The following is a 23,339-nucleotide window of genomic DNA, read 5'->3' on the forward strand; positions in this document are numbered from 1 at the left end:
CCGCGTGCTCGAGCTAGTGGGTGGCGGGGGCTGGCGGGGGTCAATGCGTGGGGCCGGCGCCCGGCGCGGCGTCTGGTGCCCGGCCCGGGGCTCCCGGCTTTCTGGGTGCGTGTTCGCAGGGGGTGCGGGAGGATGGGGCCTGTCCCGGTCCCCGGCCCCTGGGAGGTGGCCGTGCGGCGTGTGCTGCGTATACCTGCGGGCCTGGCCTTCGCGCTGGCCGTGGGCGCCGTCTGGTGGTGGGCCGTGCTGCGGCTGACGCTGGCGCCGGCCGAGGCCGGGCCCGTGGAGGGCGCGGTCGCCGTCGGGGGGTGGGGGCTCGGGCTGCTGCCCGTGCACTGTGTACCGGGGCCCAGGAGCAGACGCCGTAGGGCGGCCGATCGCGTCCGCGGCGGCGCGGACGTGCGTACGGCGGTGGAACGGTGGAGCACCGCCGGCGAGGAGCCGGGCGGGTAGCGGGTCTGCGGGGAGTCGGGTGGGAGTCCGGTGGGGGTCCGCGGCCGGGAGGCCGGGCGCCGCCGCGGGGACGGCGGCCCGGGACGGGGAGGCGGCTACCAGGGCATCGAGACCCCACCGTTCGGGCGAAGGATCTGGCCCGTCATGAAGGACGAGGCGTCCGAAGCGAGGTAGAGCACGGCCTGGGCGATGTCCTCGGGCTCGCCGACCCGGCGCAGCGGGGACATCCGCGTCATCATCGCCTCGGTCTGCTCCTGGACCTCGGGGCTGTGCCGTCCGGTCATCGGGGTGCGGATCCAGCCGGGCGCGACCGCGTTGACGCGGATGCCGTGCGGGCCGGCCTCGGTGGCGAGGGTCTTGGTCAGCTGGACGACGGCGGCCTTGGCGGCGCTGTAGCAGAGCAGGCCCGGCTGGGCGGCGTCCACGGCGCCGGAGGCCATCGTGACGATCGAGCCCGGGCGGCCCGCCGCGATCATGGAGCGGGCTGCCTCCTGGCACGTCCGCAGGACTCCCTTGAAGTTGATGTCCAGGACTCGGTCGAGGTCCTCGTCGGTCGTGTCCAGGACGCTGCTGGTGTGCATGATCCCGGCGATCGCGGCGGTGATGTCGAGGGGGCCGGCCTGGGCGATGGCGTCCTTGAGCGCGGCGCGGTCGGTCACGTCGAGGGGGTGGGCCGTGGCCTGTCCGCCGGCCTTCGCGATCAGCTCGGCGGTCTCCTCGAGGCCCTGGGCGTCGCGGTCCGCGCAGTGCACGACCGCTCCCGCCCCGGCGAGGAGCACGGCGGTGGCGCGGCCTATGCCGCTGGCGGCGCCGGTGATCAGCGCGGTGCGGCCGGTGAGGTCGTACGCAGTGGGTGTGGGCATGCGGGGACGGTACGACCAGATCTGACGGAGCGTCAACTACGGTGTGGGGCCGGACTGGCAGCGGGGGCACCAGTAGGTGGGGCGGTCGTCCTGCGGGGCCTCGCGGAGCGGGGTGCCGCAGAGCAGGCAGGGGCGGTGGCGGCGGCCGTAGACGAAGAGGTCCTGGCCCGGGTGGCGCGGGCCGGTGGTGTTGCGGCGGCCGCGGTCCTTGTTGGCTTCGAGGAGCCGGTGCGCGGCGGCGGCGATGCGGGGGAGCGTGGCCGGCGGGATGGCGCCGACGGGGGTCCAGGGGGTGAGGCGGGCGAGGAAGCAGAGCTCGCACTTGAAGATGTTGCCGATGCCGGCCAGGTTGCGCTGGTCGAGCAGGGCCTCGCCGAGGGGGCGCTCCGGGGCGGCCAGGAGGTTCGCGGCGGCGGCCGCCTCGTCCCAGTCGGGCCCCAGGAGGTCGGGGCCGAGGTGGCCGACGGCGCGGTCCTCGTCGCAGGTGCGCAGCAGCTCGACCACGGGGAGGCGGTAGCCGATGGCGGTGTGTTCGGCGTTGGCGAGGATGACGCGGATCTCGTGGGCGGGGCCGGCCGGGCCGGGGGTGCCGTTGGCCGCGCGGCGGCGGGCGGTGGGGCCGCCGGCGGCGGTGACGGCCGGGGCGGTGGGACCGGCCGTCGGGAAGACCCGCCAGGTGCCGTCCATGCGGAGGTGGGTGTGGAGGGTGAGGGGGGTCGCGGCTTCCCGGACCGGGGCGTCGGGATCCGCGGCCGGGCCGAGACGGATGAGGAGGTGCTTGCCCCGGGAGACGACCGCGAGGGTGGTGCGGCCGGTGAGGTCGGCGGTGGCGAAGCGGGGGACGCGGAGGTCGGACCGGGTGATCACCTTGCCCGTGAGGGCCTCGCGGAGCCGGGCCGCGGCGCGGTAGACGCTGTCACCTTCGGGCATGGCCCCATTGTCCCGCGCGGGGCGTTGGGCGGGTGCGGTGCGGTGCGGTGCGGTGCGGTGCGCGGGCGGGCGGGCGGGCGGGCGGGTGAGTGTGGGTGCGGGCGGGCGGGCGCGGGCGGCCGTGCCGGCGGCTCCAGCGCAGCCGGGGGCGTGCCCGCGCGGAGCCAGCGCAGCCGGGAGAGTGCCCGCGCGGAGCTAGCGCAGCCGGAGGCCGCGGGGGGTGGCGTGGAAACCCGAGGCTTCGATGGGCGGGGCGTAGGGGGAGGTGAGGGCGGGGGTGGCGTTGATCCGTTCCATGGTGAGGGCGGGGAGGGTGCCCGTGCGGGAGGCGCCCGTCAGGGCTTCCAGCGCCGCCGCCAGGCGGGGGTCGTCCGGCGGGGGCCAGGCGAGGAGCGTCTTGCCGCCGCGTTCCAGGTAGAGGGTGAGTTCGCCGTCGACCAGGACCACCAGGGAGCCCGCCTTGCGGCCCGGCTTGTGGGTGGCGCCGGTCGGGGGCTCCGGCCAGCTCAGGGCCGCGCCGTACGCGTTCGCCGGGTCGGCGGCCGCGAGGACCACCGCCGCCAGCGGGGGCGGGGTCCGCTCGGCGGCGCGGAGGCGGTCGACGGCCCCGTCCATGGCGAACTGGGCCGCGCCCAGGCCTTCCACCACGTAGCCCCGGCGGGCCTGGCCGCTGTCCTCGAAGGCGGACAGGATCCGGTAGACCGCGCTGAAGCCGCCCTCCACGCCCTCCGCGGCGACCGCGCCCCGGGTGACCACGCCGTGGCGGTCCAAGAGGGTACGGGCCAGGGCGTGCGCGCGGTGGGTCGGATCCGGGGCGTGGCCCGGCAGGAGCGACCAGCGGCCCGACACCGTGGGCGGGCCCGTACGGGAGGCCGGGACGGCGAGGGCGCCGTAGCGGCCGCGCGGGACCGTGCGGCGTGCGCGGTGGGCGGTGGCGCCGGCCGTGCGGCCCGAGCCGAGGAGGGAGCGCAGGGGGGCGAGGGTGTCGTTCGTCAGGCGGCCCGACCACGCCAGGTCCCAGACGGCGGAGGAGAGGTCCGCGTCCGAGACGGTCGGCACCCGGTCGCGCACCGACTCCGCGAGCTGGCGGAAGAACAGGCCGTAGCCCCCGGAGAGCGTGCTGAGGACCGCCTCGTGGAGCGGGGAGAGCTCCAGGGGGTGCGCCGGGGGGAGGAGCAGCGGGGCCGCCTCGGCGAGGTAGAGGGAGATCCAGCCGTCCTTGCCCGGCAGGGCTCCCGCACCCGCCCAGACCACCTCGCCCGTGGTGGTGAGTTCGTCCAGGAGCGTCGGGGTGTAGCCCGAGACCCGGGACGGGAGGATCAGGCGTTCCAGGGCGGAGGCCGGGACCGGGGCGCCCTGGAGCTGCTCGATCGCGCGGACCAGGCCGTCGATCCCGCGCAGGGCCCCGCCCAGGTGCTGCCACTGGGGGAGGAAGGTGGCGAGGGAGGCCGGCGGGACCGGCTCCAGCTCCTGGCGCAGCGCGGCCAGCGAGCGCCTCCGCAGCCGGCGCAGCACCGTGGCGTCGCACCACTCCTGGCCGATGCCCGCCGGGTGGAACTCGCCCTGGACCACCCGCCCGGACGCGGCGAGCCGGTGCAGCGCGCCGTCCGTCACGGCGGAGCCCAGGCCGAAGCGGGCGGCCGCGTCGGCCGTGGTGAACGGGCCGTGGGTACGGGCGTACCGCGCGAGGAGGTCGCCCAGCGGATCCTTCACCGGCTCGGTGAACGCCTCGGGGACGCCCACCGGGAGGGCCGTGCCCAGAGCGTCCCGCAGGCGGCCGGCGTCCTCGACCGCCGCCCAGTGGTCCTCGCCGCCGATCCGGACGCGGATCGCCCTGCGGGACTCGGAAAGGGACGGTGCCCATGCCGGGTCCGCGCCGCGTGCCGCCAGGTCCGCCCCGGTCAGCGGGCCCAGCAGGCGCAGCAGGTCGGCCACCGATTCGGCGCTCTTGGCCCGCCGGTCCTCCGTCAGCCACTGGAGTTCGCGCTCCAGCTCCGTCAGCACCTCCGCGTCCAGCAGCTCGCGGAGCTCCGCCTGGCCCAGCAGTTCCGCCAGCAGCCGGGAGTCCAGCGACAGCGCGGCCGCCCTGCGCTCGGCGAGGGGGGAGTCGCCCTCGTAGAGGAACTGGGCGACGTACCCGAAGAGGAGGGAGCGGGCGAAGGGGGAGGGCTCGGCGGTGGTGACCTCGACCAGGCGCACCCGGCGGGCCTCGATGTCGCCCATCAGCTCGGTCAGGCCCGGTACGTCGAACACGTCCTGCAGGCACTCGCGCACGGCTTCCAGCACGATCGGGAACGAGCCGAACTCCGAGGCCACCTGGAGCAGTTGCGAGGCGCGCTGGCGCTGCTGCCACAGGGGGGTGCGCTTGCCGGGGTCGCGGCGCGGCAGGAGCAGGGCGCGTGCCGCGCACTCGCGGAAGCGGGAGGCGAACAGCGCGGATCCGCCGACCTGGTCGGTGACGATCTGGCGGACGTCCCCGTGGTCGAAGGTCACGTCGGCCGCGCCGAGCGGGGCCTTCTCGTCGTCGAACGCGAAGGTCCGGTCCTGCGCCGGGTCGTGGTCCAGCAGGTCCAGGTCCATGCTCAGCAGGTCGGCGTCCGGGAGGCGGAGCACGATGCCGTCGTCGGCGTGCATCACCTGCGCGTCCATCCCGTACCGCTCGGAGAGGCGGGCGCCGAGCGCCAGCGCCCAAGGGGCGTGCACCTGGGCGCCGAAGGGGGAATGGATGACGACCCGCCAGTCGCCGAGCTCGTCGCGGAACCGCTCGACGAGGATGGTCCGGTCGTCCGGTACGTGGCCGCAGGCCTCGCGCTGTTCGGAGAGGTACGCCAGCACGTTCTCGGCGGCCCAGGCGTCCAGGCCGGCCGCCAGCAGCCGCAGCCGGGCGTCGTCCGGCGCGAGAGCGCCGAGCTCGCGCAGGAACGCGCCGACCGCGCGGCCCAGTTCGAGCGGGCGGCCCAGCTGGTCGCCCTTCCAGAACGGCAGGCGGCCCGGGACCCCGGGGGCGGGGGTGACCAGGACCCGGTCGCGGGTGATGTCGACGATCCGCCAGGAGGTGGTGCCGAGGGTGAAGACGTCGCCGACACGGGACTCGTAGACCATCTCCTCGTCGAGTTCGCCGACCCGGCCGCCGCCCTTCTTCGGATCCGAGCCGGCCAGGAAGACGCCGAAGAGGCCGCGGTCGGGAATGGTTCCGCCCGAGGTCACCGCGAGCCGCTGGGCTCCCGGCCGGCCGGTGATCGTGCCGGCCACGCGGTCCCATACGACCCGGGGCCTGAGCTCGGCGAACGCGTCCGAGGGATAGCGGCCGGCCAGCATGTCCAGCACGGACGTGAAGGCCGAGTCCGGCAGCGCCGCGAAGGGGGCCGCCCGCCGCACCAGGGCGAGCAGGTCGTCCAGCTGCCAGGTGTCCATCGCGGTCATCGCGACGAGCTGCTGGGCGAGGACGTCCAGGGGATTGGAGGGGATCCGCAGGGACTCGATCGAGCCGGTGCGCATCCGCTCGGTGACCACGGCGGCCTGGACGAGGTCGCCCCGGTACTTGGGGAAGACGACTCCGGTGGAGACCGCGCCCACCTGGTGCCCGGCCCGGCCGACGCGCTGCAGGCCGGAGGCTACCGACGGCGGGGACTCCACCTGGATGACGAGGTCCACCGCGCCCATGTCGATGCCCAGCTCCAGGCTGGAGGTGGCGACCACGGCGGGCAGCCGGCCGGCCTTCAAGTCCTCCTCCACGAGGGCCCGCTGCTCCTTGGACACCGAACCGTGGTGGGCGCGGGCCAGCAGCGGCGGCGCGCCGAGCGCGGCGCCCGACTGGGCCATGACCTCGGCCGGGGGCGAACCCTCGGGCAGCGGAGCGCCCGTGGCGCGCTCGTACGCGATCTCGTTGAGCCGGTTGCACAGGCGCTCGGCGAGGCGGCGGGAGTTGGCGAACACGATCGTGGAGCGGTGGGACTGGACCAGATCGGCGATCCGCTCCTCCACGTGCGGCCAGATCGACGGTTTGTCGCCGCCCTCCTTGCCCTCGGTGGCGGGGGAGCCGCCCAACTCGCCCATGTCCTCGACCGGGACGACCACCGAGAGGTCGAACTCCTTGGCCGACGGCGGCTGGACGATCTCCACCTTCCCGCGCGGCGCGAGGTAGCGGGCCACCTCCTCCACCGGCCGGACCGTCGCCGACAGCCCGATCCGGCGGGCCGGACGCGCCAGCAGTTCGTCCAGCCGCTCCAGCGACAGGGCGAGGTGGGCGCCGCGCTTGGTCCCGGCGACCGCGTGCACCTCGTCCAGGATCACCGTCTCGACCCCGGCCAGGGCCTCGCGGGCCGCCGAGGTCAGCATCAGGAACAGCGACTCGGGCGTGGTGATCAGGATGTCCGGCGGCCGGGTCGACAGGGCCCGGCGCTCGGCGGGCGGGGTGTCCCCGGAGCGGATCCCGACCCGGATCTCCGGCTCGGGCAGCCCCAGGCGGGCGGACTCCTGCCGGATCCCGGTCAGCGGGCTGCGGAGATTGCGCTCCACGTCCACCGCCAGGGCCTTCAGGGGCGATACGTACAGCACCCGGCAGCGCTTCTTCGGCTCGGCGGGCGGCGGGACGGACGCGAGCTGGTCGAGGGCGGCCAGGAAGGCGGCCAGGGTCTTGCCGGAGCCGGTGGGGGCCACCACCAGCACGTCCGAACCCTGCCCGATCGCCCGCCAGGCGCCCTCCTGGGCGGAGGTGGGCGCGACGAAGGCCCCCGTGAACCAGGAACGGGTCGCGGGGGAGAACGAGTCGAGCGCGGTACCGGACATGCCCCCATCGTGCACCCGCCCACTGACAACCGGCCGGACCTGCGCAAACGCCGGAGCCCGGAGGGGCGCAGAATGAGGGGATGGGCACGGGGAGCGGAGCGGACGAGGGCCGCCGGGAGTGGGCGCGGCACTGGCAGTACGCGGAGCTGCCCGGCCTGGACCTCCTGCGCGCCCACTACGTGCGCCACACCTTCCCGCGCCACGCCCACGACGGGTACGTCATCGCGGCCGTCACCGGCGGCGTCGAGGAGATCGGCCTGCCCGGCGGAACGGTACGCGCCGGGCCCGGCAGCGTGGTCCTGATCAACCCCGAGGTGGCCCACACCGCGCGCGCCGGGGTCCCCGAGGGCTGGGCCTACGCCACCCTCTACCCCTCCCGGGCCCTGATCACCGAGGTCGCCGCCGAGATCGGCACCCCGCACGGGACTCCCGGCTTCACCGCCGACATGGTCGCCGATCCGCAGGGCGCGCGTGCCATCACCGAGGTCCACCGGGCGGCGGAGGCCGGCAACGCGCTGGCCGCCGACACGCTGCTGCGCGGGGTGGTGGCCCGGATGCTGACGCGGCACGGCGGGCCGCTGCCCTTCCGCACGGTCCGCCGCGCGGGCGCCGCCGACGCGGAGCGGGCCCGCGCCGTGCTGGAGGACCGGATGGGTGAGCCGCCGTCGCTGGAGCGGCTCGCGGCGGAGCTGGGCACGAGCCCGTTCGCCCTGCTGCGGGCCTTCCGGGACCGGTACGGCATGCCGCCGCACACCTGGCTGACCGATGCCCGGGTCCGGCGGGCGCGCCTGCTGCTCGACGCAGGGATCCCGCCGGCGGAGGCGGCCGTCACCGTCGGCTTCACCGACCAGCCCCACCTCAACCGGCACTTCACCCGGATCGTGGGCGTGCCACCGGGTGCCTACCGGCGGGAACGGGCGGCCGGTGAGGCCGGCTGAGGGAGGGCGGGACAGCCCTCAGGCCAGGGCCGCGCGGGTCTCCTCGACCAGGGCGCGCGCCGCGGCCACCGTCGCCGTCAGGGCCGCGGCCGTGGTGCCCTGCGCGCCCAGCAGGGCCCGGACGCGGTCGCCGAAGCCGGCCGGCGCGCCCGGCAGGAGTCCGGCGGTGGCCAGCGCCCCCTTCTCGTTGAGGCACCAGCGCCGGTCCGCGGCGAACAGGGCCTGGACGAGGACTCCGACCGCCCGGGACAGGCACAGCGAGACGTACAGCCCGTCCGCCCGGGCCGCACCCTTCGCGGCGCCCGCGACGAGGAACTCCGCCTCCCAGGCCCCCGCGATCAGGGCCGTGCCCAGCGGCTCCGGATACACCGCGGTCCGGGTGCGCAGGGCGGTCAACTCGCCGGAGGGGTCGGCGAGGACCTGGCCCAGGGCCACCTCGCCCGGGTAGCAGGGCGACCAGAAGCCGAGCGGATGCCCCGGCTGCACGCCCACCTCGTAGCGGCCCTCGAGGCAGTCCTCCCACACCCGCCCGACCCGGTCCAGATCACGCAGGATCCAGTCCACCGCCACCCCGTCGACCTGCAGCCACGCGCCGCCGTCGACCCAGGGGCCCCAGCCGCCCGGACCGGCCACCTCCACGTCCGGTCCGGCCAGCGCGCGCAGGGCGTCGAGGTCGAGCGCGTCACGGCGGTAGTAGACGCCGAGGTCCCAGTCCGATTCCGGCCGGTGCTCGCCGCGGGCCCGGCTGCCGCCGAGCATCACTCCGTGAACGCCGGGCACCCCGGCCAGCCCGGCCGCCATTTCCTTGATCACTTCATCCATTGGTGCAAGAACGTACAAGACCCGGACCGCGGTCCGTCCGTAGGTTCGGGGCGTGGGAGAACATCGGATGGCCATACGAGAAGTACCGGACCGCGTACCCGGCCGGGAGGTCCCCGACGGGGCCGAAGCCGGGCCCGGGGCCGGAGCAGGGGCTGGAGCCGTGGCCGGAGCCGCGGTGATCAAGCCGCGCGCCGCCGTCGTACGGGACGCGCTCGGCGTCGGGGTCGCGGTCGGGCTGTCCGGGTTCGCCTTCGGGGTGACCGCCGCCGGATCGGGCGTCAGCACCCTCCAGGCGTGCGTGCTGAGCCTGCTGGTGTTCACCGGGGCTTCGCAGTTCGCGCTGGTCGGAGCGCTGGCGGCGGGCGGGAACCCGTTCACCGCCGCCGCGGGGGCCTTCTTCCTCGGGACCCGCAACGCGTTCTACGGGCTGCGGCTGTCCCAGCTGCTCGCGCTCCCCAGGGGCGTGCGGCCCTTCGCCGCGCACTGGGTGATCGACGAGACCACCGCCGTGGCCCTCGCCCAGCCCGGCCGCACGTCGGCCCGCCTCGGCTTCACGGTCACCGGGCTGAGCCTCTACGTCCTGTGGAACCTCACCACGCTGCTGGGCGCGCTCGGCGCCGAAGCCATCGGGGACACCAGGGCCTGGGGGCTGGACGCCGCCGGACCCGCCGTCTTCCTCGCGCTGCTCGCGCCCATGCTGAAGACCTCCGCCGAGCGGGCCGTCGCCGCACTGGCGGTCGTCCTCGGGCTGGGCCTGCTCCCCGTGCTGCCCGCCGGGGTGCCCGTGCTCGTCGCGGCGCTGGCCGCCCCCGTGATCCTCTGGCTGAAGGGCCGCCGCTCGTGAACGTCTGGATCGCCATCGCCCTGACCGTCGTCGGCTGCTACGCCGTCAAGCTCGCCGGACTGCTCGTCCCCGCCGGGGCCCTGGAGCGGCCGGCCGTGCGCAAGCTCGCCGCGCTCCTGCCGGTCGCGCTGCTCGCCGCGCTCACCGCGCAGCAGACCTTCGCCACCGGGCACGAGCTCGTGCTCGACGCCCGCGCCGCCGGGCTCGCGGCCGCCGGGATCGCCCTGCTGCTGCGGGCCCCTTTCCTCGTGGTGGTCGGCGCGGCCGTGCTCGTCACCGCGGGACTGCGCGCCCTGGGCGGCTAGGCAGGAAACCGTAGGCGCGCAGCGTCAGCAGCGCCTCCAGGGTGGCGATCGGCCGCCGTTCCAGCGAACTGCCCGGCGCCCACGCCCCCCGGATCACCGGCCAGCCCCCGTCGGGCTGCTGCAGACCGGCCAGGTGGTGCAGCGAGCGGCGCAGCTCCGCGTCCGTGAACCAGCCGCGGGCCAGCGACTCGGGGCGGCGGGCGAGGTCGTACGGATGCAGGCGCTCGCCCGGGGCGTAGCCGGGGGCCGGGGGGTACGCGTCCTCCTGCGCGGGGTCCAGGACGACGAGCCGCCGCTCGCGCGCGAGGCGGCCCAGCCGGTCCGCGGCCACCGCGGCCCGTGCCCGGTCGGGGGCTCCGTCCAGGAAGGCCACCGCGCTCTGGAGCTCGTAGGGGTGCGCGTGGCGCAGGTTCTCCACCTGGTCCCAGCAGAAGTCCGTCGCCCGGAACAGCCACGCGTGCCAGATCCGGTTGCGGTGCAGGAGGCCCACGACGGGTCCCGTGGTCAGCAGATCGCCCGGAGGGTCGTCGTGCGGCGGGTGGTAGGGGGCCGCCGGATAGCCGCCGGAGCCCGGGGAGAGCACCCCGAGCGCCCCCTCCGGGGTGGAGACCCGGGTCAGGTGGCCGCAGAGCCGCTCGATGCGCTGGCCGGAGCAGCGGCCGAGGCCGTCCAGGACGCGCAGGGCGTGGGCGGTGTGCAGCGGATGGCTCAGGGGGCCGCGCACGTCCGGGTCGAGGGCGTGGCCGTACCCGCCGTCGCCGCCCAGGTAGGCGCCGAGGGCGGCGTCCACCGGGTCGGCGTCCCCGCCGAGGAAGTGGAACGCGAACCGCCGCTGCTCCAGGACCCGGGCGGTGAGCCAGATGAACTGCTCGGCGCGGGCCAGCGGGTCCGCCGGACCCGCAGCGGCCGCCGTGGCGGTCGTCGCCGGGGCCGTGGGGGCCGTCGGCGCCGGCGTGGAAGCTTCGTCTCCAGGCATGCGAGAAACCGTAGGGGCCCGTCGTGTGCCGAAGGGGTCCGAACGCGGCCGGTGCACTCTCCGGGGCGCGATACTGGGGGCATGCGGTTGACGATTTTCTGGGAGCGGATGGCCGAGCACTTCGGCGCGGGCTACGCGGACTCCTTCGCGCGGGACCACGTCATGACGGAGCTCGGGGGCCGCACGGTCCACGAGGCGCTGGACGCGGGCTGGGAGGCCAAGGACGTGTGGCGCGCGGTGTGTTCGGCCGTGGACGTGCCGGCCTCCTTGCGCTGACGGACCCGGGGGTTGTCCCTACGGGGTCCGGGTGGGCCAGACTTGGCGGCGTGGCAGCCACTGATGAGACGACGACCCCCCAGCCCGAGAGGGCCGGACCGGTCCCCGGCGACCGCGATGCCGGTGGCGCACCGCCCGACGCGCCCGCTCCCGTGCCTCCTCCCCCCGTCTCCCCGCCCGCGCCGGGCGCGGACGGGGCCCGGATGCCGCGCTGGCTGCCGCGCGCGGTGGTCCTCGTCCTGGCGCTCGTCGCCTGCTTCCAGCTCGGCAGCTGGGCCTTCCACCAGCTGATCGGGCTGCTGATCAACATCCTGATCGCGTTCTTCCTGGCGCTCGCGATCGAACCGGCCGTGGCCAGGATGGCGGCCCGCGGGGTGCGCCGCGGGCTCGCCGCCTTCCTGGTGTTCCTCGGGGTGTTCGTCGCGTCCGCCGGATTCGTCGTCCTGCTCGGATCGATCCTCGCCTCGCAGATCGTCGATCTGGTGGAGGGCTTCCCGGGCTATCTCGACTCGGTGATCGGTTCGATCAACGACGCCTTCCACACGGACCTGTCCCGGCTGGACATCCAGGACAGCCTGCTGCACTCGGACTGGCTGCAGAAGTACGTGCAGAACAGTGCCAGCGGCGTGCTCGACGTGTCCGCCACCGTGCTCGGCGGGCTCTTCAAGCTGCTGACGATCGGGCTGTTCTCGTTCTACTTCGCCGCCGACGGACCGCGGCTGCGGCGCGCCCTGTGCTCCGTACTGCCGCCCGCGAAGCAGGCGGAGGTGCTGCGGGCCTGGGAGATCGCCGTCACCAAGACGGGCGGCTACCTCTACTCGCGCGGACTGATGGCGCTGGTCTCCGGGGCCGCGCACTACGTCTGCTTCGCGGTGCTCGACGTGCCGTACGCGCCCGCGCTCGCGGTGTGGGTGGGGCTGGTGTCGCAGTTCATCCCCACCATCGGCACCTACCTGGCGGGCGCGCTGCCGATCCTGCTCGCCTTCACGGTCAGCCCCTGGTACGCGCTGTACGTGCTCGGATTCGTGGTCGTGTACCAGCAGTTCGAGAACTACGTGCTCCAGCCGAAGCTGACCGCCAAGACCGTCGACATCCACCCGGCGGTGGCCTTCGGATCGGTCATCGCCGGCACCGCCCTGCTGGGCGCGGTCGGGGCGCTCATCGCGATCCCGGCCGTCGCCACGTTGCAGGCGTTCCTCGGCGCGTACGTGAAGCGGTACGCGGTGGCGGGGGAGGGCGACGCCTCCGGGCGGAGCACTACTCCTTCGCAGCGCCGCCGAGTACGGATTCCAGGGCTTCGGTGACGGTCGCCTCGGTGGCGGCCTTGTCGATGCCGAGGGAGGAGAGCAGGCCCTCGCCGTCCTCGAGTTCCAGGAGGGCGAGGAGGATGTGCTCGGTGCCGACGTAGCTGTGGCCCAGGCGGAGGGCCTCGCGGAAGGTGAGTTCCAGCGCCTTCTTGGCGGTGGCGTCGAAGGGGACGAGCGCGGGGAGCTCGGCGACGGACGCGGGCAGCACGGCGGTCGCGGCGGCGCGCAGGTCCTGCGGGTCGACGCCCTGCGCCCGCAGGGCGAGCACGGCGAGGGCCTCGGGATCGGCGAGCAGTCCGAGGACCAGGTGGGCGGCGCCGATCTCGGCGTTGCCGGCCGCGCGGGCCTCGTTCTGGGCGTTCACGACGACGTTGCGGGCGCGGGGCGTGAAGCGGCCGAAGCCCTGGGCGGCATCGACGTCGGCGCCTTCCCCGGCCTTGTCGGCCTTGGGGACGAAGCGCTTCTGGGCGGCCTGGCGGGTGACGCCCATGCTGCGGCCGATGTCCGTCCAGGAGGCGCCGGAGCGGCGGGCCTGGTCGACGAAGTGGCCGATGAGGTGGTCCGCGACGTCCCCGAGCGCCTCGGCGGCGACGACCGCGCCGCTGAGCTGCTCCAGGGTGTCGGGGTGGACCTTCTTGATGGCCTCGATGAGGTCGTCGAGGCGTACCGGATTGGTCATGCGAACGGGTTCCACCGAAGGGTTCGTCATAGGTGCAACCCTAGGTTGACAGTCCGAAGGGTGTCAACCCTGGGTTGTCACTCGGCCGGGGCGGCGCCCGCCCGGTTCCCCCGCAGCGCGAACGACGCGCGCTCGCGCCAGGCCATGCCGTCGTAGGCCACCAGCTTCACCGAGGAGACGCGGGAGGTGAGGGGGAGCCGGCCGGCGAGGTCGGCCTCGGCCGCGTCCAGGTCCGCCGTCCGTGCGCCCTGGGCCACGGTGAGGTGCGGGACCGTGTCGGGGTACCGCCCTCCGTAGGGCGGGGCCTCCGGCCAGCGTCCGGCGACCTCCGAGGTCAGGCGGCGCAGCGGGCCGGCCGGTTCGGGGGCGAGGTACAGGCACCCCGGGAAGCGGCCGGTGCGCTCGAAGCGCAGGTCGAAGGCGGGGTGGGGGTGCAGGATCCCGGCGAGCCCGGCGTGGACGGAGGCGTCGATCCGGCTCTCGTCGAGGAACGGGTAGAGCACGCTCACGTGCGCCGGGACGCCGGCCCGGGCCGCGGGGTCGAGCCGGCCCCGCCAGTCGCCGACCAGGGGATCGGCCTCGGGCACCAGGGCGATGAGGGCCGTCCGGCCGACCGGGAACATGCTGGAGGTGTCGTCTGTCATGGCACGGGATCCTGTCAGCCGCCGGTGGGGCGGACGGGTCCGGCGTGGCGCGCTTGACAGGGAAATCGAACACGCATTCTTATTGGTTATCCACAGCCAAACCGGGCGGGGGACCGCGTTGTCAGTGGCAGGCGTTAGCGTCAATGGCGTGAAGCGATCGACTCAAGCAAATCGGGTGGAACCCATGGCAGGCAACGACCGTGAGAAGGCTCTCGACGCCGCTCTCGCACAGATTGAACGGCAATTCGGCAAGGGCGCCGTGATGCGGCTCGGCGACAAGCCGAACGACCCCATCGACGTCATCCCCACCGGCTCCACCGCGCTGGACATCGCGCTCGGCGTCGGCGGGCTGCCCCGCGGCCGCGTGGTCGAGGTGTACGGACCGGAATCCTCCGGTAAGACGACCCTGACCCTCCACGCCGTCGCCAACGCGCAGAAGGCCGGCGGCACCGTTGCCTTCGTGGACGCCGAGCACGCGCTCGACCCCGAGTACGCCAAGGCCCTCGGTGTCGACACCGACAACCTCATCCTGTCCCAGCCGGACACGGGCGAGCAGGCGCTCGAGATCGTCGACATGCTGGTCCGCTCCGGCGCGCTCGACCTGATCGTCATCGACTCCGTCGCGGCGCTCGTGCCGCGCGCGGAGATCGAGGGCGAGATGGGCGACTCGCACGTGGGTCTCCAGGCCCGTCTGATGAGCCAGGCCCTCCGGAAGATCACCGGTGCGCTCAACCAGTCCAAGACCACCGCGATCTTCATCAACCAGCTCCGCGAGAAGATCGGTGTGATGTTCGGCTCGCCCGAGACCACCACCGGTGGCCGCGCGCTGAAGTTCTACGCCTCCGTGCGCCTCGACATCCGGCGCATCGAGACCCTCAAGGACGGCACGGACGCGGTCGGCAACCGCACCCGCGTCAAGGTCGTCAAGAACAAGGTCGCGCCGCCCTTCAAGCAGGCCGAGTTCGACATCCTCTACGGCCACGGCATCAGCCGCGAGGGCGGCCTGATCGACATGGGCGTGGAGCACGGCTTCGTCCGCAAGGCCGGCGCCTGGTACACGTACGAGGGCGACCAGCTCGGCCAGGGCAAGGAGAACGCGCGGAAGTTCCTCTGCGACAACCCGGCCCTCTCCGACGAGATCGAGCGGAAGATCAAGGAGAAGCTGGGCGTGGGTGTCCGCAAGGACGCCGCCGCCGCGACCGAGGCCGGCGCGGACGCGTCCGCCGAGACGCCGGCCGTGGCCGTTCCCGCGTCGAAGGCCAAGATCGCGGCCAAGTCCGCCGTCGCCAAGAGCTGACCCGTGTGGGAGCAGGAAAGGGGCGGCGGCGCGGACGGCGGTGAGGACCACCGCGAGGGCGGTCGCGACGGAGGCCGCCGGGGCCGCCGCGAAGGCGGCCGGGGCGGCCGTCGCGCGGAGGGCCGGGAAGACCTCCCCGAGCTGCCGCCCCAGACTCCCGAGGAGCAGGCGCGGGCGATCTGCCTGCGCCTGCTGACCGGGATGCCGCGGACCCGGCGGCAGCTCGCGGACGCCCTCGCCAAGCGGGACATCCCCGAGGAGGTGGCGGAGCAGGTCCTCTCCCGGTTCGAGGAGGTGGGCCTGATCGACGACGCCGCGTTCGCCGAGGCCTGGGTCGAGGCCCGGCACCGCGGCAGGGGCCTGGCCCGCCGGGCGCTCGCGCAGGAGCTCCGCACCAAGGGCGTGGAGGCCACCCTCGTGCAGGACGCCCTGGAACAGCTGGACTCCGACCAGGAGGAGGAGACCGCCCGCGAGCTCGTGGAGCGCAAGCTCCGCACCACCCGGGGCCTGGAGCGCGACAAGCGGATCCGGCGCCTCGCCGGGATGCTCGCCCGCAAGGGATACCCGCAGGGCATGGCCCTGCAGGTGGTCCGCCGCGCGCTGGAGGCGGAGGGCGAGGACACCGACGACCTGGGGTACCCCGGGGGCTGAAACCGCTCCCGGGGTGGGGGTAGCCCCCGGACGCAGATGCCGGGGTGCTCCACTGCCAAGAGGGCTCCCCGGCGGCAGAGTTGCCGCCATGATGCTGCGCTACGCACTCCAGACCGTCAGGGACCGCAAAGCCGGTTTCCTCGGAGCCTTCGTCGCCCTGTGGTGCGCGGCGGCCCTCATCACCGCCTGCGGCACCCTCCTGGAAACGGGACTCCGCGGCACGATCGCCACCGAACGCTACGCGGGCACCCCGGTGGTCGTCTCCGCCGACCAGAACGTCCACGCGACGACGGTCAAGGCGAAGAAGGGTGATCCGCAGAAGAGCAAGACGAAGCACAAGGCCAAGCCCGTCGCCGAACGGGCCTGGCTGCCGGCCGCCACCGTCGACACCGTCCGCGCGGTGCCCGGCGTCCAGCGGGCCGTCCCCGAGCTCACCTTCCAGGCCGTGCCCCTCGTGCAAGGCGCCCTGGGCGTCCAGGACGAGGGCGGCGCGAAGCCCTCGTACGGGCACGCCTGGAGCTCCGCCGCGCTCACCCCCTTCACGCTCACCGAGGGCCGCGCGCCCCGGGACGGCGGCGAGCTCGTCGTCGACCGGGCACTCGCCGCCCGTGCGGGCCTGAAGCCCGGCTCCGAGCTCACCGTGCAGTCCACCGGCGACCCCAAGACGTACGAGGTCAGCGGGATCGCGGCCACGGGCGACGGGACCGGAGCCGCGACCGGGGCCGGCGGGGGCCTGGCGCAGCAGAGCGCGCTGTTCTTCAGCGACGCCGAAGCCCAGCGGCTCGCCGCCCGCGACGGCCGGGTCAGCGCCATCGGGGTGCTCCCCGCACCCGGAGTGGACGCCGCCGGACTCGCCGACCGCATCCGCACGGCGCTCCACAGCACCACCGCTCAGGTGGCCTCCGGCGACGGCCGCGGCCCCGTGGAATTCCTCGACGCCGCCGGAGCCCGCGTCAAGCTGGTCTCCATGGGCGGCGCCATGGGCGGCACCTCGCTCCTCGTGGCGATCCTCGTGGTCGTCGGCACCTTCGCCCTCTCCGTCCAGCAGCGCCACCGCGAGCTCGCCCTGCTCCGCGCCATCGCCGCCACGCCCCGCCAGCTGCGCCGCATGATCGGCCGCGAGGCCCTGCTCGTCGGCCTGGCCGCCGGAGTCACCGGAGCCCTCGCCGGACTGCCGCTCGCCGCCTGGCTGCACGGCCGGTTCGTCGGCAGCGGGGTCGTTCCCGTCACCCTGGAGCGCACCGCCGGGATCTTCCCGATGGTCGCCGCCCTCGGCGCGAGCCTGCTCGGAGCCTGGGCGGCGGCCCGGATCACCGCCCGGCGCGTCGCCCGCATCCGTCCCGCCGAGGCGCTCGCCGAGTCCGCCGTCGAGCGGAGCCGGCCCGCGTGGGCGCGGATCGCCGTCGGGGCGCTGCTGCTGGCCGCCGGGGTCGTGCTGGTCGCCGTACTGAGCACGCTGCGCACCGAGCCCGCGTCGACACCGGTCACCTTCCTCGCCGTCGTGGTGCTCGCCGGAGCGGTCTCGCTCCTGGGCCCCCTCATCGTCCGGGGCGCGACCGCGGTGCTCGCCGGACCGCTGCGGCTGGCGGGCGCCGGCGGTCACCTGGCCACCGCGAACCTGCGCGGCAACGCCACCCGCATGGCCTCCGCCGTCACCCCGCTCACGCTGCTCGTCGGAATGGCGAGCACCGTGCTCTTCGTCACCCCGACCCTCGGTGACGCGGCCCGGACGCAGGCCCGCGAAGGGGTGCGGGCCGAGTGGGTGCTCGAAGGACGGGGGCCCGGGGTGCCCGGAGGCGCCGTCGAGCGGATCCGCCGGACCCCCGGGGTCGAGGCGGCCACCGAGATCGTGCACACGTCGGTACGGGTGGGGCTGACCAAGTACGCGGCGCAGGGCGTGAGTCCGGCCGGACTGGAGCGGACCTGGAACCCCGGAGTGACGGGCGGGAGCCTGGCGGGCTTCGGGGAAGGGAGCGCGGCAGTGAGCGAACTGGCCGCCGACCAGCTGGGGCTGAAGCCGGGCGGCCCGCTGACGCTGACCCTGGGCGACGGGACGCCGGTCACCCTGACGGTGTCGGCGGTGTACGCGCGGGGGCTGGGCTTCGGCGACCTGACGCTGCCGCACGACCTGGTGGCCGCACACGCCGACAACCCGCTGGCGAGCAGTGTCCTGGTCGCCGTGGCCCCCGCAACCGCTAGGGAACAGCTGGCCGGTGCCGTACGGGACTACCCGGGCGTGGCCGTCCTCTCGGCGGCCGACGCGGACGGGGCGCGGGCGCAGCGCCAGGCCGCCGGGGCGGAGATCAACCTGCTGGCGATGGGCCTCGTCCTGGCCTTCACCGCGATCGCGGTGGTGAACACGCTGGCGATGTCCACGGCCGAACGGCTGCGGGAGTTCTCGATGCTGCGGCTGACGGGGGCCACGCGGCGGCAGGTCCGGGCGATGGTGCGGGTCGAGGCGCTGGCGGTGCTGCTGATGGGGGCCGTGCTGGGGTCGGGCATCGCACTGGCGGTCCTCACCGCGTTCAGCGTGGGCATGACGGGGGTGGCCGCGCCGGTGGTGCTTCCGCTGGTGTACGGCGTGATCGTCGCCGGGGCCGGTCTGCTGGCGCTGTGCGCGACGGGGGTGGCGGGCCGGCTGACCCTCCGGGTCCCGGCGGTGTCCGCGGCCGCGGCCAAGGCCTAGGCCTAGCGGGCCACCGTTGCGCGGGGGCGGCCGCCGATCTCGGCGAAACCGCTTCCCCGCCCCGCCCCTTCCACCGTTGCCCGTGTTCCGCCCGGGCCCTCCCCTCCCAGCTACCGCTGGGAGGGGTCCCTGGCGGGGCCGCGATACGGCCCCGCCAGGGGCCGCTTCATGAAGGAACGACCGGGAGCCCCGCCGACCGCCACGCCTGGAACCCGCCCACGAGATCCGTGGCGTTGGGCAGGGCCAGCGAGTGGAGCGAGGCCGCCGCGAGGGTGGAGGCGTAGCCCTCGTTGCAGACGACGACGATCCGGACGTCGTGGTCCGTGGCCTCGGGCAGGCGGTGGGAGCCCTCCGGGTCCAGCCGCCATTCCAGTTCGTTGCGCTCGATCACCAGCGCACCCGGGATCAGGCCGTCGCGTTCGCGCAGGGCCTGGTAGCGGATGTCCACCAGCAGGGCCCCGCCGAGGAACGCCGCGTGGGCCTCGGCCGGGTCCACGCGGGTGTACGTCGTGCGCAGCCGGTCCACGAGGGCGTCGATGCCGCTCACTGCCAGTCCGCCGGATGCTCGACCTGCTCCAGCGTGAGCACCGGGCCGGTGCGGCTGTAGCGGCGGATCGACGGGAGCGGCGGGTCGTACGCGTGGACGGAGATCGCGTGCTCGGTCCCGGACTCGTTCAGCACCTCGTGCACGTGGTGCTCCCCGAAGGCACGCCCGGTGCCCGCCTCCAGGCCGCGCGTGCGGTCCACGCCGGGGGCCAGGGAGAGGGACTGCCAGCCCTCCGAGGGGAGGCGGACGGCCAGGGAGTTCTCGGTGAGGCGGCCGCGGGCGGTGGTGAACGCGCCCCGGGACTCGGCGTGGTCGTGCCAGCCGGTGCCGGTGCCCGGCGGCCAGCCGATCAGCCAGGCCTCGCTGCCGCCCGGCCCGTCGAGCCGGATCCACGTCCGGCCCTCGGCGTCGAGGGGGAGGGAGGCGATCAGCTCGGAGTCGGAGGCGACGCGGTTCGTGAAGGCGAGCAGCTCCGCCGCCGAGACGGCGGCGGGCGCAGGGCCCGCCGGCGGCGCGGGAATCGAGGCGGGAGCCGGGGCGTGCGAGGGCGCGGGGGTACGTACAGGCATGGAGGGGGACCGTCCTGGGGGTTCGCGAAAGCGCGCGGCACGGGGCAGGCGCGCGGAGGAAGGCGAATCAGCAGGAAGGGCGACACACGCAGCCCGCGTAGCGGAGCAGGTCCATATGGACCCTCCGCCACAGGCGTACGTCGTTGCCGGTCATGTCCGTGAGTGAAGCACGAGTCGGCCGGAGGGTCAATCGATCATCGGTGTGACGACGGGCGCGACGGCAGGGGCGGGAGAAGGGGAGGAGGCCGGGGCGGAGGGCGTCGGCGGTCCGTGCCGGACCGCGTCCGCGGCCTCGTACAGCTCGGCCGGGCGGACGCCGGCGAAGGTCGCCGCCAGATGCCCGTCGGGCCGGATCAGGAGCACGGTGTGGGCCGCGGCCCCCGGGTACGCGTCCGCGACCAGCAGGTCGGCCCGCATCGGGAGCGCGCCGACCGCCGCCGCGAGGCGGGGCATCAGGCCGGCGCCCACCCAGTGGCGCCGGTCCCAGACACCCGTGCCGGGGGCGACCAGGACGACCAGGAGCCTGCCCCGGCCCAGCTGGTCGCGCAGCGGAACCGTGGAGCCGTCGGGCGCGGTGACCGGGATGTTCTCGACGGGCCCGCCCGGCTCGGTGGCGGTCGGTACCTGGCGTACGGCCACGGGCGGGGCGTACACCGGCTCCGCGCCCAGCGGACCGCGCCCCAAGTGGCCGTCGGTCAGCAGGGATTCGGCGGAACGCGAGGCTCCGGGGAGGTAGGTGCGCAAGCCGCCCCCTGCGCGCAGCGCGGGCAGGGCCTGGTCGGCGACGCGCAGCCGGGCGGCGATGGCCCTGCGGCGCTCGTCCTCGTAACTGTCGAGGAGCTCTTCGGAGGCTCCCTGGTGCCAGGCCAGGGCCAGCTTCCAGGCGAGGTTCTCGGCGTCCCGGAGCCCTTCCTCGACGCCCTGGGTGCCGAGCGCGCCGAGCAGGTGCGCGGCGTCCCCGGCGAGGAAGGCCCGGCCGTCGCGCCAGCGCCGGGCCAGCCGGTGGTGCAGGGTGTGGACCCCGGTGTCGAGGAGGTCGTACGGGGGAGTCGTGCCCCCGCACCACAGCGCGAGGCTGTCGCGGATGAGGATCACGAGGGCGTCGGGGGTCACGAGGTCCCCGCGCGCGGGGAGCAGCCAGTCCAGCCGGTACACCCCGTCGGCCAGCGGCCGGGCGGTCACCTCGTCGACCCCCTTCGCCTGGCCGCGGTGCAGCAACGCCTCGCCCGGCCAGGGCAGTTCGGTGCGCAGGGCGGCGACCGCGTGGCGCTCGACGGCGGTGCGGCCGGGGAAGCGGATGCCGAGCAGCTTGCGCACGGTGGAGCGGGCTCCGTCGCAGCCGACCAGATAACTCCCGCGCCACCACGTGGTTTCGGCCCCCCGGGTGTGGGCCGTGACCCCGTGGTCGTCCTGCTCCAGGGAGTCGAGTTTGCTCTCGGTGACCAGCTGGACCAGGGGGTGCGCGGCGACGGCGTCGCGCAGCCCGCGGGTCAGGGCGTGCTGGGGCAGGTGGATCGGCGCCGGGCCGTCCTCGAAGGTGATCCGCTGGGAGTCGCGGCCGCGGCGCATCGTGCGCCAGGCGGTGAAGTACGCGCCCTCGTCGCGCAGGGTCGTACAGCCCAGCCGGTGCACCATGGCGGCGGCGTCGGCGTGCAGGGCGACGGTGCGGGCGGGACGGGGTTCCTCCTTGCCGGGTCCCTCGTCGAGCACGACGCAGGGCACGCCCTGGCCGGCCAGGGCGAGGGACAGGGACAGCCCGACGGGCCCCGCGCCGACGACGATCACCGGGTCCATGATGTGGCTCCCGGTGTCCGGTATGTGATCACAGAACGTATGCAACCCACTGGAGGTGCCTGCGTCAAGTGACGCCGGTCCGGACAAGGCCGAGTGGTGGGGGGGGGGGGGGGCGGCGGGCCGCCCGCGGGCCCCCGCCGCGCGTGACCGCGCACCCCGGCCGGGCGGGGGCCGGCGGGGGGGGGGGGGCGGGGCGGATGAGTTCCGCCGCACCACTCGTGTCCCGTCAGTGTACTGACCGTCTGTCAGCCCGGATGCCGGAGGCCGGTTCGAGCGTGTGTCCGATATTCCGCCGGGGGTCCGGTCAGATGCCGCCGCCCGAGTTCGAGCCCGCGTCGAGGGTGATCGGGACGGTCGCGTCGGTGGTCCGCGTCGACTTGCGCAGACGGCCCTCCAGCCAGGAGGCGAAGGTGGTGAGGCCGAAGTTGACCACGATGTAGATCGCGGCGATGACCACGAGGGTCGGGATGGTGTTGCTGTAGTTCGCCGCGATCTGGCGGTTCATCGACAGGAGCTCGCCCAGGCCCAGCACCGCGCCGCCGATGGCGGTGTCCTTGAGGATCACCACGAGCTGGCTGACCAGGGCCGGCAGCATCGCCGTGACCGCCTGCGGGAGCAGGACGTACGTCATGACCTGGCCCTTGCGCATGCCGATCGCCTTCGCGGCGTCGGTCTGGCCGTTCGGGAGCGACTGCACGCCGGCCCGCACGATCTCGCCGATCACTGCGGAGTTGTACAGGACCAGGCCCGTGATCACGGCGTACAGCGGCCGGATTTCGGAGCCCACGGCCGTGTACTGCACGAAGAAGGCGGAGCCGAAGAGCATCAGCATCAGCACCGGGACGGCCCGGAAGAACTCGACCCAGGTGCCCACGGCGGCGCGTATCCACGTGTGGTCGGAGAGGCGGCCGATGCCGAGCAGGGCGCCGAGCGGCAGGGCGATCACCATCGAGATGGCGCCGGCCTTCAGGGTCTCGAGGAGGCCGGGGATCAGGAACGTCGTCCAGACCTCGCCGTCGGTGACGAACGGGCTCCACTTGGCGCCCTCGAGCTGGCCCTTGTCCGCCAGGGCGGACAGCATCCACCACAGGACGCCCGCGGCGATCACGAGGAAGATGACGGTGTAGATCCAGTTGCGGACCTTGGCCTTGGGGCCGGGGGTGTCGTACAGCACGGAAGTCATCGCTTCACCGCCACTCGCTTGGCCACCCAGCCCAGCAGCAGGCCGGTGGGCAGGGTCAGAACGACGAAGCCCAAGGCGAAGACTCCGAAGACGGCGAAGAGCGCGTCGGCCTCGTTCTCGACCATTTCCTTCATCAGCAGGGCCGCTTCGGCCACGCCGATGGCCGCAGCCACCGTGGTGTTCTTGGTGAGTGCGATCAGTACGTTGGCGAGCGGCGCGATGACCGCCCGGAAGGCCTGGGGGAGCACGATCAGGGTGAGCGTCTGGACGAAGCTCAGGCCCAGCGCGCGGGCCGCCTCCGCTTGTCCGACCGGGACCGTGTTGATGCCCGAGCGCAGCGCCTCGCACACGAACGTGCCGGTGTACGCGACGAATCCGAGGACCGCGAGCCGGAAGCCGATCTCTTTGAAGGTGCCGCCGCCGAGCGTGACGCCGAGGGTCTGGTTGAGACCCAGCGAACAGCCGATGATCAGCAGGGTCAGTGGGGTGTTGCGCACGAGGTTGACGTACGCGGTGCCGAATCCCCGCATCAGCGGGACGGGACTGACCCGCATCCCGGCCAGGACGGTGCCCCAGATCAGGGCCCCGACAGCCGAGTAGAGGGTGAGCTGAACCGTCACCCAGAAGGCTCCGAGCACGTCGTACTGCCCGGAATCAAGAAAATCGAACACGATGGCCTGCGCTCTCCCCAGGATGGCCAGGTTGGCCGGTGGGGCCCGCCGCCGCCCGTGACAGGCGGGCGGCGACGTCCCTCACCGATGAATCGGCCGGCGGACCGGCCGCCGGG

The 23,339-nt window shown here is 74.6% G+C and carries 22 protein-coding genes; 9 read left to right on the plus strand and 13 right to left on the minus strand.

All coding sequences use genetic code 11. The annotated features are described in order from the left end of the window. The first annotated feature begins 171 nt into the window (after positions 1–171). On the plus strand, positions 172–453 hold the full coding sequence (locus tag ACWF9Z_RS33130) for a hypothetical protein (protein WP_453608641.1): 282 nt from the start codon (positions 172–174) through the stop codon (positions 451–453). A gap of 95 nt (positions 454–548) precedes the next feature. On the opposite strand, the gene ACWF9Z_RS33135 is transcribed toward ACWF9Z_RS33130, so the two are convergent. From ACWF9Z_RS33135 to ACWF9Z_RS33145, 3 genes are all read right to left on the minus strand, one after another. Next, on the minus strand, positions 549–1,316 hold the full coding sequence (locus ACWF9Z_RS33135) for an SDR family NAD(P)-dependent oxidoreductase (RefSeq protein ID WP_453608644.1): 768 nt from the start codon (positions 1,314–1,316) through the stop codon (positions 549–551). Positions 1,317–1,352: 36 nt separating this feature from the next. After that, complete coding sequence (locus tag ACWF9Z_RS33140; protein ID WP_453608646.1) at positions 1,353–2,246, minus strand: DNA-formamidopyrimidine glycosylase family protein; 894 nt, start codon at positions 2,244–2,246, stop codon at positions 1,353–1,355. Between the two features lie 195 nt (positions 2,247–2,441). Continuing rightward, positions 2,442–7,034, minus strand: a complete 4,593-nt coding sequence (locus ACWF9Z_RS33145; protein WP_453608648.1) for an ATP-dependent helicase — start codon at positions 7,032–7,034, stop codon at positions 2,442–2,444. A gap of 80 nt (positions 7,035–7,114) precedes the next feature. Between ACWF9Z_RS33145 and ACWF9Z_RS33150 the strand changes: the two genes are divergently transcribed. Beyond that, positions 7,115–7,972, plus strand: coding sequence for an AraC family transcriptional regulator (locus tag ACWF9Z_RS33150; protein ID WP_453608651.1), 858 nt, complete (start codon positions 7,115–7,117; stop codon positions 7,970–7,972). Positions 7,973–7,990: 18 nt separating this feature from the next. Here the strand turns inward: ACWF9Z_RS33150 and ACWF9Z_RS33155 are convergent, their stop codons facing one another. After that, complete coding sequence (locus ACWF9Z_RS33155; RefSeq protein ID WP_453608652.1) at positions 7,991–8,794, minus strand: nucleotidyltransferase domain-containing protein; 804 nt, start codon at positions 8,792–8,794, stop codon at positions 7,991–7,993. A 67-nt stretch (positions 8,795–8,861) separates the two neighbouring features. On the opposite strand from ACWF9Z_RS33155, the gene ACWF9Z_RS33160 reads away from it, so the two are divergent. Together ACWF9Z_RS33160 and ACWF9Z_RS33165 are read left to right on the plus strand one after the other, a co-directional pair. Further along, positions 8,862–9,638, plus strand: coding sequence for an AzlC family ABC transporter permease (locus ACWF9Z_RS33160; RefSeq protein ID WP_453608655.1), 777 nt, complete (start codon positions 8,862–8,864; stop codon positions 9,636–9,638). Then, positions 9,635–9,943 (plus strand): AzlD domain-containing protein, encoded by a 309-nt coding sequence (locus tag ACWF9Z_RS33165; RefSeq protein WP_453608658.1) that lies wholly within the window; start codon positions 9,635–9,637, stop codon positions 9,941–9,943. The genes ACWF9Z_RS33160 and ACWF9Z_RS33165 overlap by 4 nt, the downstream gene beginning before the upstream one ends. On the opposite strand, the gene ACWF9Z_RS33170 is transcribed toward ACWF9Z_RS33165, so the two are convergent. Further along, complete coding sequence (locus ACWF9Z_RS33170; RefSeq protein WP_453608659.1) at positions 9,912–10,919, minus strand: hypothetical protein; 1,008 nt, start codon at positions 10,917–10,919, stop codon at positions 9,912–9,914. The two genes, ACWF9Z_RS33165 and ACWF9Z_RS33170, sit on opposite strands and share 32 nt — an antisense overlap. A gap of 81 nt (positions 10,920–11,000) precedes the next feature. Here ACWF9Z_RS33170 and ACWF9Z_RS33175 point away from each other — a divergent pair, with 81 nt between their 5' ends. Then, on the plus strand, positions 11,001–11,195 hold the full coding sequence (locus tag ACWF9Z_RS33175; RefSeq protein WP_214955542.1) for a DUF3046 domain-containing protein: 195 nt from the start codon (positions 11,001–11,003) through the stop codon (positions 11,193–11,195). Between the two features lie 50 nt (positions 11,196–11,245). After that, positions 11,246–12,499: an AI-2E family transporter gene (locus tag ACWF9Z_RS33180; protein WP_453608661.1), complete on the plus strand. Its 1,254-nt coding sequence runs from the start codon at positions 11,246–11,248 to the stop codon at positions 12,497–12,499. Here the strand turns inward: ACWF9Z_RS33180 and ACWF9Z_RS33185 are convergent. Together ACWF9Z_RS33185 and ACWF9Z_RS33190 are read right to left on the minus strand one after the other, a co-directional pair. Then, the gene (locus ACWF9Z_RS33185) at positions 12,453–13,211 is read right to left on the minus strand and encodes a Clp protease N-terminal domain-containing protein (RefSeq protein WP_453608663.1); all 759 of its coding nucleotides are present in this window, start codon (positions 13,209–13,211) and stop codon (positions 12,453–12,455) included. The genes ACWF9Z_RS33180 and ACWF9Z_RS33185 overlap by 47 nt on opposite strands. Positions 13,212–13,258: 47 nt before the next feature. Further along, positions 13,259–13,825, minus strand: coding sequence for a 2'-5' RNA ligase family protein (locus tag ACWF9Z_RS33190; RefSeq protein WP_453608666.1), 567 nt, complete (start codon positions 13,823–13,825; stop codon positions 13,259–13,261). A 184-nt stretch (positions 13,826–14,009) separates the two neighbouring features. Between ACWF9Z_RS33190 and recA the strand changes: the two genes are divergently transcribed. From recA to ACWF9Z_RS33205, 3 genes are all read left to right on the plus strand, one after another. Next, positions 14,010–15,122 carry a recombinase RecA gene (recA, locus tag ACWF9Z_RS33195; protein ID WP_453608669.1) on the plus strand — a complete coding sequence of 371 codons (1,113 nt, stop codon included), beginning with the start codon at positions 14,010–14,012 and terminating at the stop codon, positions 15,120–15,122. Positions 15,123–15,125: 3 nt separating this feature from the next. After that, positions 15,126–15,773 carry a recombination regulator RecX gene (gene recX, locus ACWF9Z_RS33200; protein ID WP_453608672.1) on the plus strand — a complete coding sequence of 216 codons (648 nt, stop codon included), beginning with the start codon at positions 15,126–15,128 and terminating at the stop codon, positions 15,771–15,773. Positions 15,774–15,861: 88 nt separating this feature from the next. Beyond that, positions 15,862–18,459 carry an FtsX-like permease family protein gene (locus ACWF9Z_RS33205; protein ID WP_453608675.1) on the plus strand — a complete coding sequence of 866 codons (2,598 nt, stop codon included), beginning with the start codon at positions 15,862–15,864 and terminating at the stop codon, positions 18,457–18,459. A 166-nt stretch (positions 18,460–18,625) separates the two neighbouring features. On the opposite strand, the gene ACWF9Z_RS33210 is transcribed toward ACWF9Z_RS33205, so the two are convergent. The 6 genes from ACWF9Z_RS33210 to ACWF9Z_RS33235 form a co-directional block, all read right to left on the minus strand. Next, entirely contained in the window at positions 18,626–19,012 is a 387-nt protein-coding gene (locus tag ACWF9Z_RS33210) for a rhodanese-like domain-containing protein (protein ID WP_453608699.1), read from the minus strand. After that, positions 19,003–19,575 carry a cysteine dioxygenase gene (locus tag ACWF9Z_RS33215; RefSeq protein ID WP_453608677.1) on the minus strand — a complete coding sequence of 191 codons (573 nt, stop codon included), beginning with the start codon at positions 19,573–19,575 and terminating at the stop codon, positions 19,003–19,005. The genes ACWF9Z_RS33210 and ACWF9Z_RS33215 overlap by 10 nt, the downstream gene beginning before the upstream one ends. Before the next feature lie 67 nt (positions 19,576–19,642). Beyond that, entirely contained in the window at positions 19,643–19,729 is an 87-nt protein-coding gene (locus tag ACWF9Z_RS33220) for a putative leader peptide (protein WP_311318651.1), read from the minus strand. A 32-nt stretch (positions 19,730–19,761) separates the two neighbouring features. Beyond that, entirely contained in the window at positions 19,762–21,369 is a 1,608-nt protein-coding gene (locus ACWF9Z_RS33225; protein ID WP_453608680.1) for an FAD-dependent monooxygenase, read from the minus strand. A 304-nt stretch (positions 21,370–21,673) separates the two neighbouring features. Next, the gene (locus tag ACWF9Z_RS33230; protein WP_453608682.1) at positions 21,674–22,552 is read right to left on the minus strand and encodes an amino acid ABC transporter permease; all 879 of its coding nucleotides are present in this window, start codon (positions 22,550–22,552) and stop codon (positions 21,674–21,676) included. After that, entirely contained in the window at positions 22,549–23,223 is a 675-nt protein-coding gene (locus tag ACWF9Z_RS33235; protein WP_453608684.1) for an amino acid ABC transporter permease, read from the minus strand. The genes ACWF9Z_RS33230 and ACWF9Z_RS33235 overlap by 4 nt, the downstream gene beginning before the upstream one ends. Positions 23,224–23,339: the final 116 nt, after the last annotated feature.

This window comes from Streptomyces sp. NPDC054961 (assembly GCF_053609145.1).

What these genes read in the sequence shown, in the direction of transcription:
- ACWF9Z_RS33170 (WP_453608659.1), bottom strand. Translation starts at nt 10,919, where the DNA reads ATGCCTGGAGACGAAGCTTCCACGCCGGCGCCGACGGCCCCCACGGCC.
- ACWF9Z_RS33155 (WP_453608652.1), bottom strand. Translation starts at nt 8,794, where the DNA reads ATGGATGAAGTGATCAAGGAAATGGCGGCCGGGCTGGCCGGGGTGCCC.
- ACWF9Z_RS33150 (WP_453608651.1), top strand. Translation starts at nt 7,115, where the DNA reads ATGGGCACGGGGAGCGGAGCGGACGAGGGCCGCCGGGAGTGGGCGCGG.
- ACWF9Z_RS33190 (WP_453608666.1), bottom strand. Translation starts at nt 13,825, where the DNA reads ATGACAGACGACACCTCCAGCATGTTCCCGGTCGGCCGGACGGCCCTC.
- ACWF9Z_RS33230 (WP_453608682.1), bottom strand. Translation starts at nt 22,552, where the DNA reads ATGACTTCCGTGCTGTACGACACCCCCGGCCCCAAGGCCAAGGTCCGC.
- ACWF9Z_RS33185 (WP_453608663.1), bottom strand. Translation starts at nt 13,211, where the DNA reads ATGACGAACCCTTCGGTGGAACCCGTTCGCATGACCAATCCGGTACGC.
- ACWF9Z_RS33220 (WP_311318651.1), bottom strand. Translation starts at nt 19,729, where the DNA reads ATGACCGGCAACGACGTACGCCTGTGGCGGAGGGTCCATATGGACCTG.
- ACWF9Z_RS33225 (WP_453608680.1), bottom strand. Translation starts at nt 21,369, where the DNA reads ATGGACCCGGTGATCGTCGTCGGCGCGGGGCCCGTCGGGCTGTCCCTG.
- recA (WP_453608669.1), top strand. Translation starts at nt 14,010, where the DNA reads ATGGCAGGCAACGACCGTGAGAAGGCTCTCGACGCCGCTCTCGCACAG.
- ACWF9Z_RS33215 (WP_453608677.1), bottom strand. Translation starts at nt 19,575, where the DNA reads ATGCCTGTACGTACCCCCGCGCCCTCGCACGCCCCGGCTCCCGCCTCG.
- ACWF9Z_RS33205 (WP_453608675.1), top strand. Translation starts at nt 15,862, where the DNA reads ATGATGCTGCGCTACGCACTCCAGACCGTCAGGGACCGCAAAGCCGGT.
- ACWF9Z_RS33135 (WP_453608644.1), bottom strand. Translation starts at nt 1,316, where the DNA reads ATGCCCACACCCACTGCGTACGACCTCACCGGCCGCACCGCGCTGATC.
- ACWF9Z_RS33160 (WP_453608655.1), top strand. Translation starts at nt 8,862, where the DNA reads ATGGCCATACGAGAAGTACCGGACCGCGTACCCGGCCGGGAGGTCCCC.
- ACWF9Z_RS33175 (WP_214955542.1), top strand. Translation starts at nt 11,001, where the DNA reads ATGCGGTTGACGATTTTCTGGGAGCGGATGGCCGAGCACTTCGGCGCG.
- ACWF9Z_RS33145 (WP_453608648.1), bottom strand. Translation starts at nt 7,034, where the DNA reads ATGTCCGGTACCGCGCTCGACTCGTTCTCCCCCGCGACCCGTTCCTGG.
- ACWF9Z_RS33140 (WP_453608646.1), bottom strand. Translation starts at nt 2,246, where the DNA reads ATGCCCGAAGGTGACAGCGTCTACCGCGCCGCGGCCCGGCTCCGCGAG.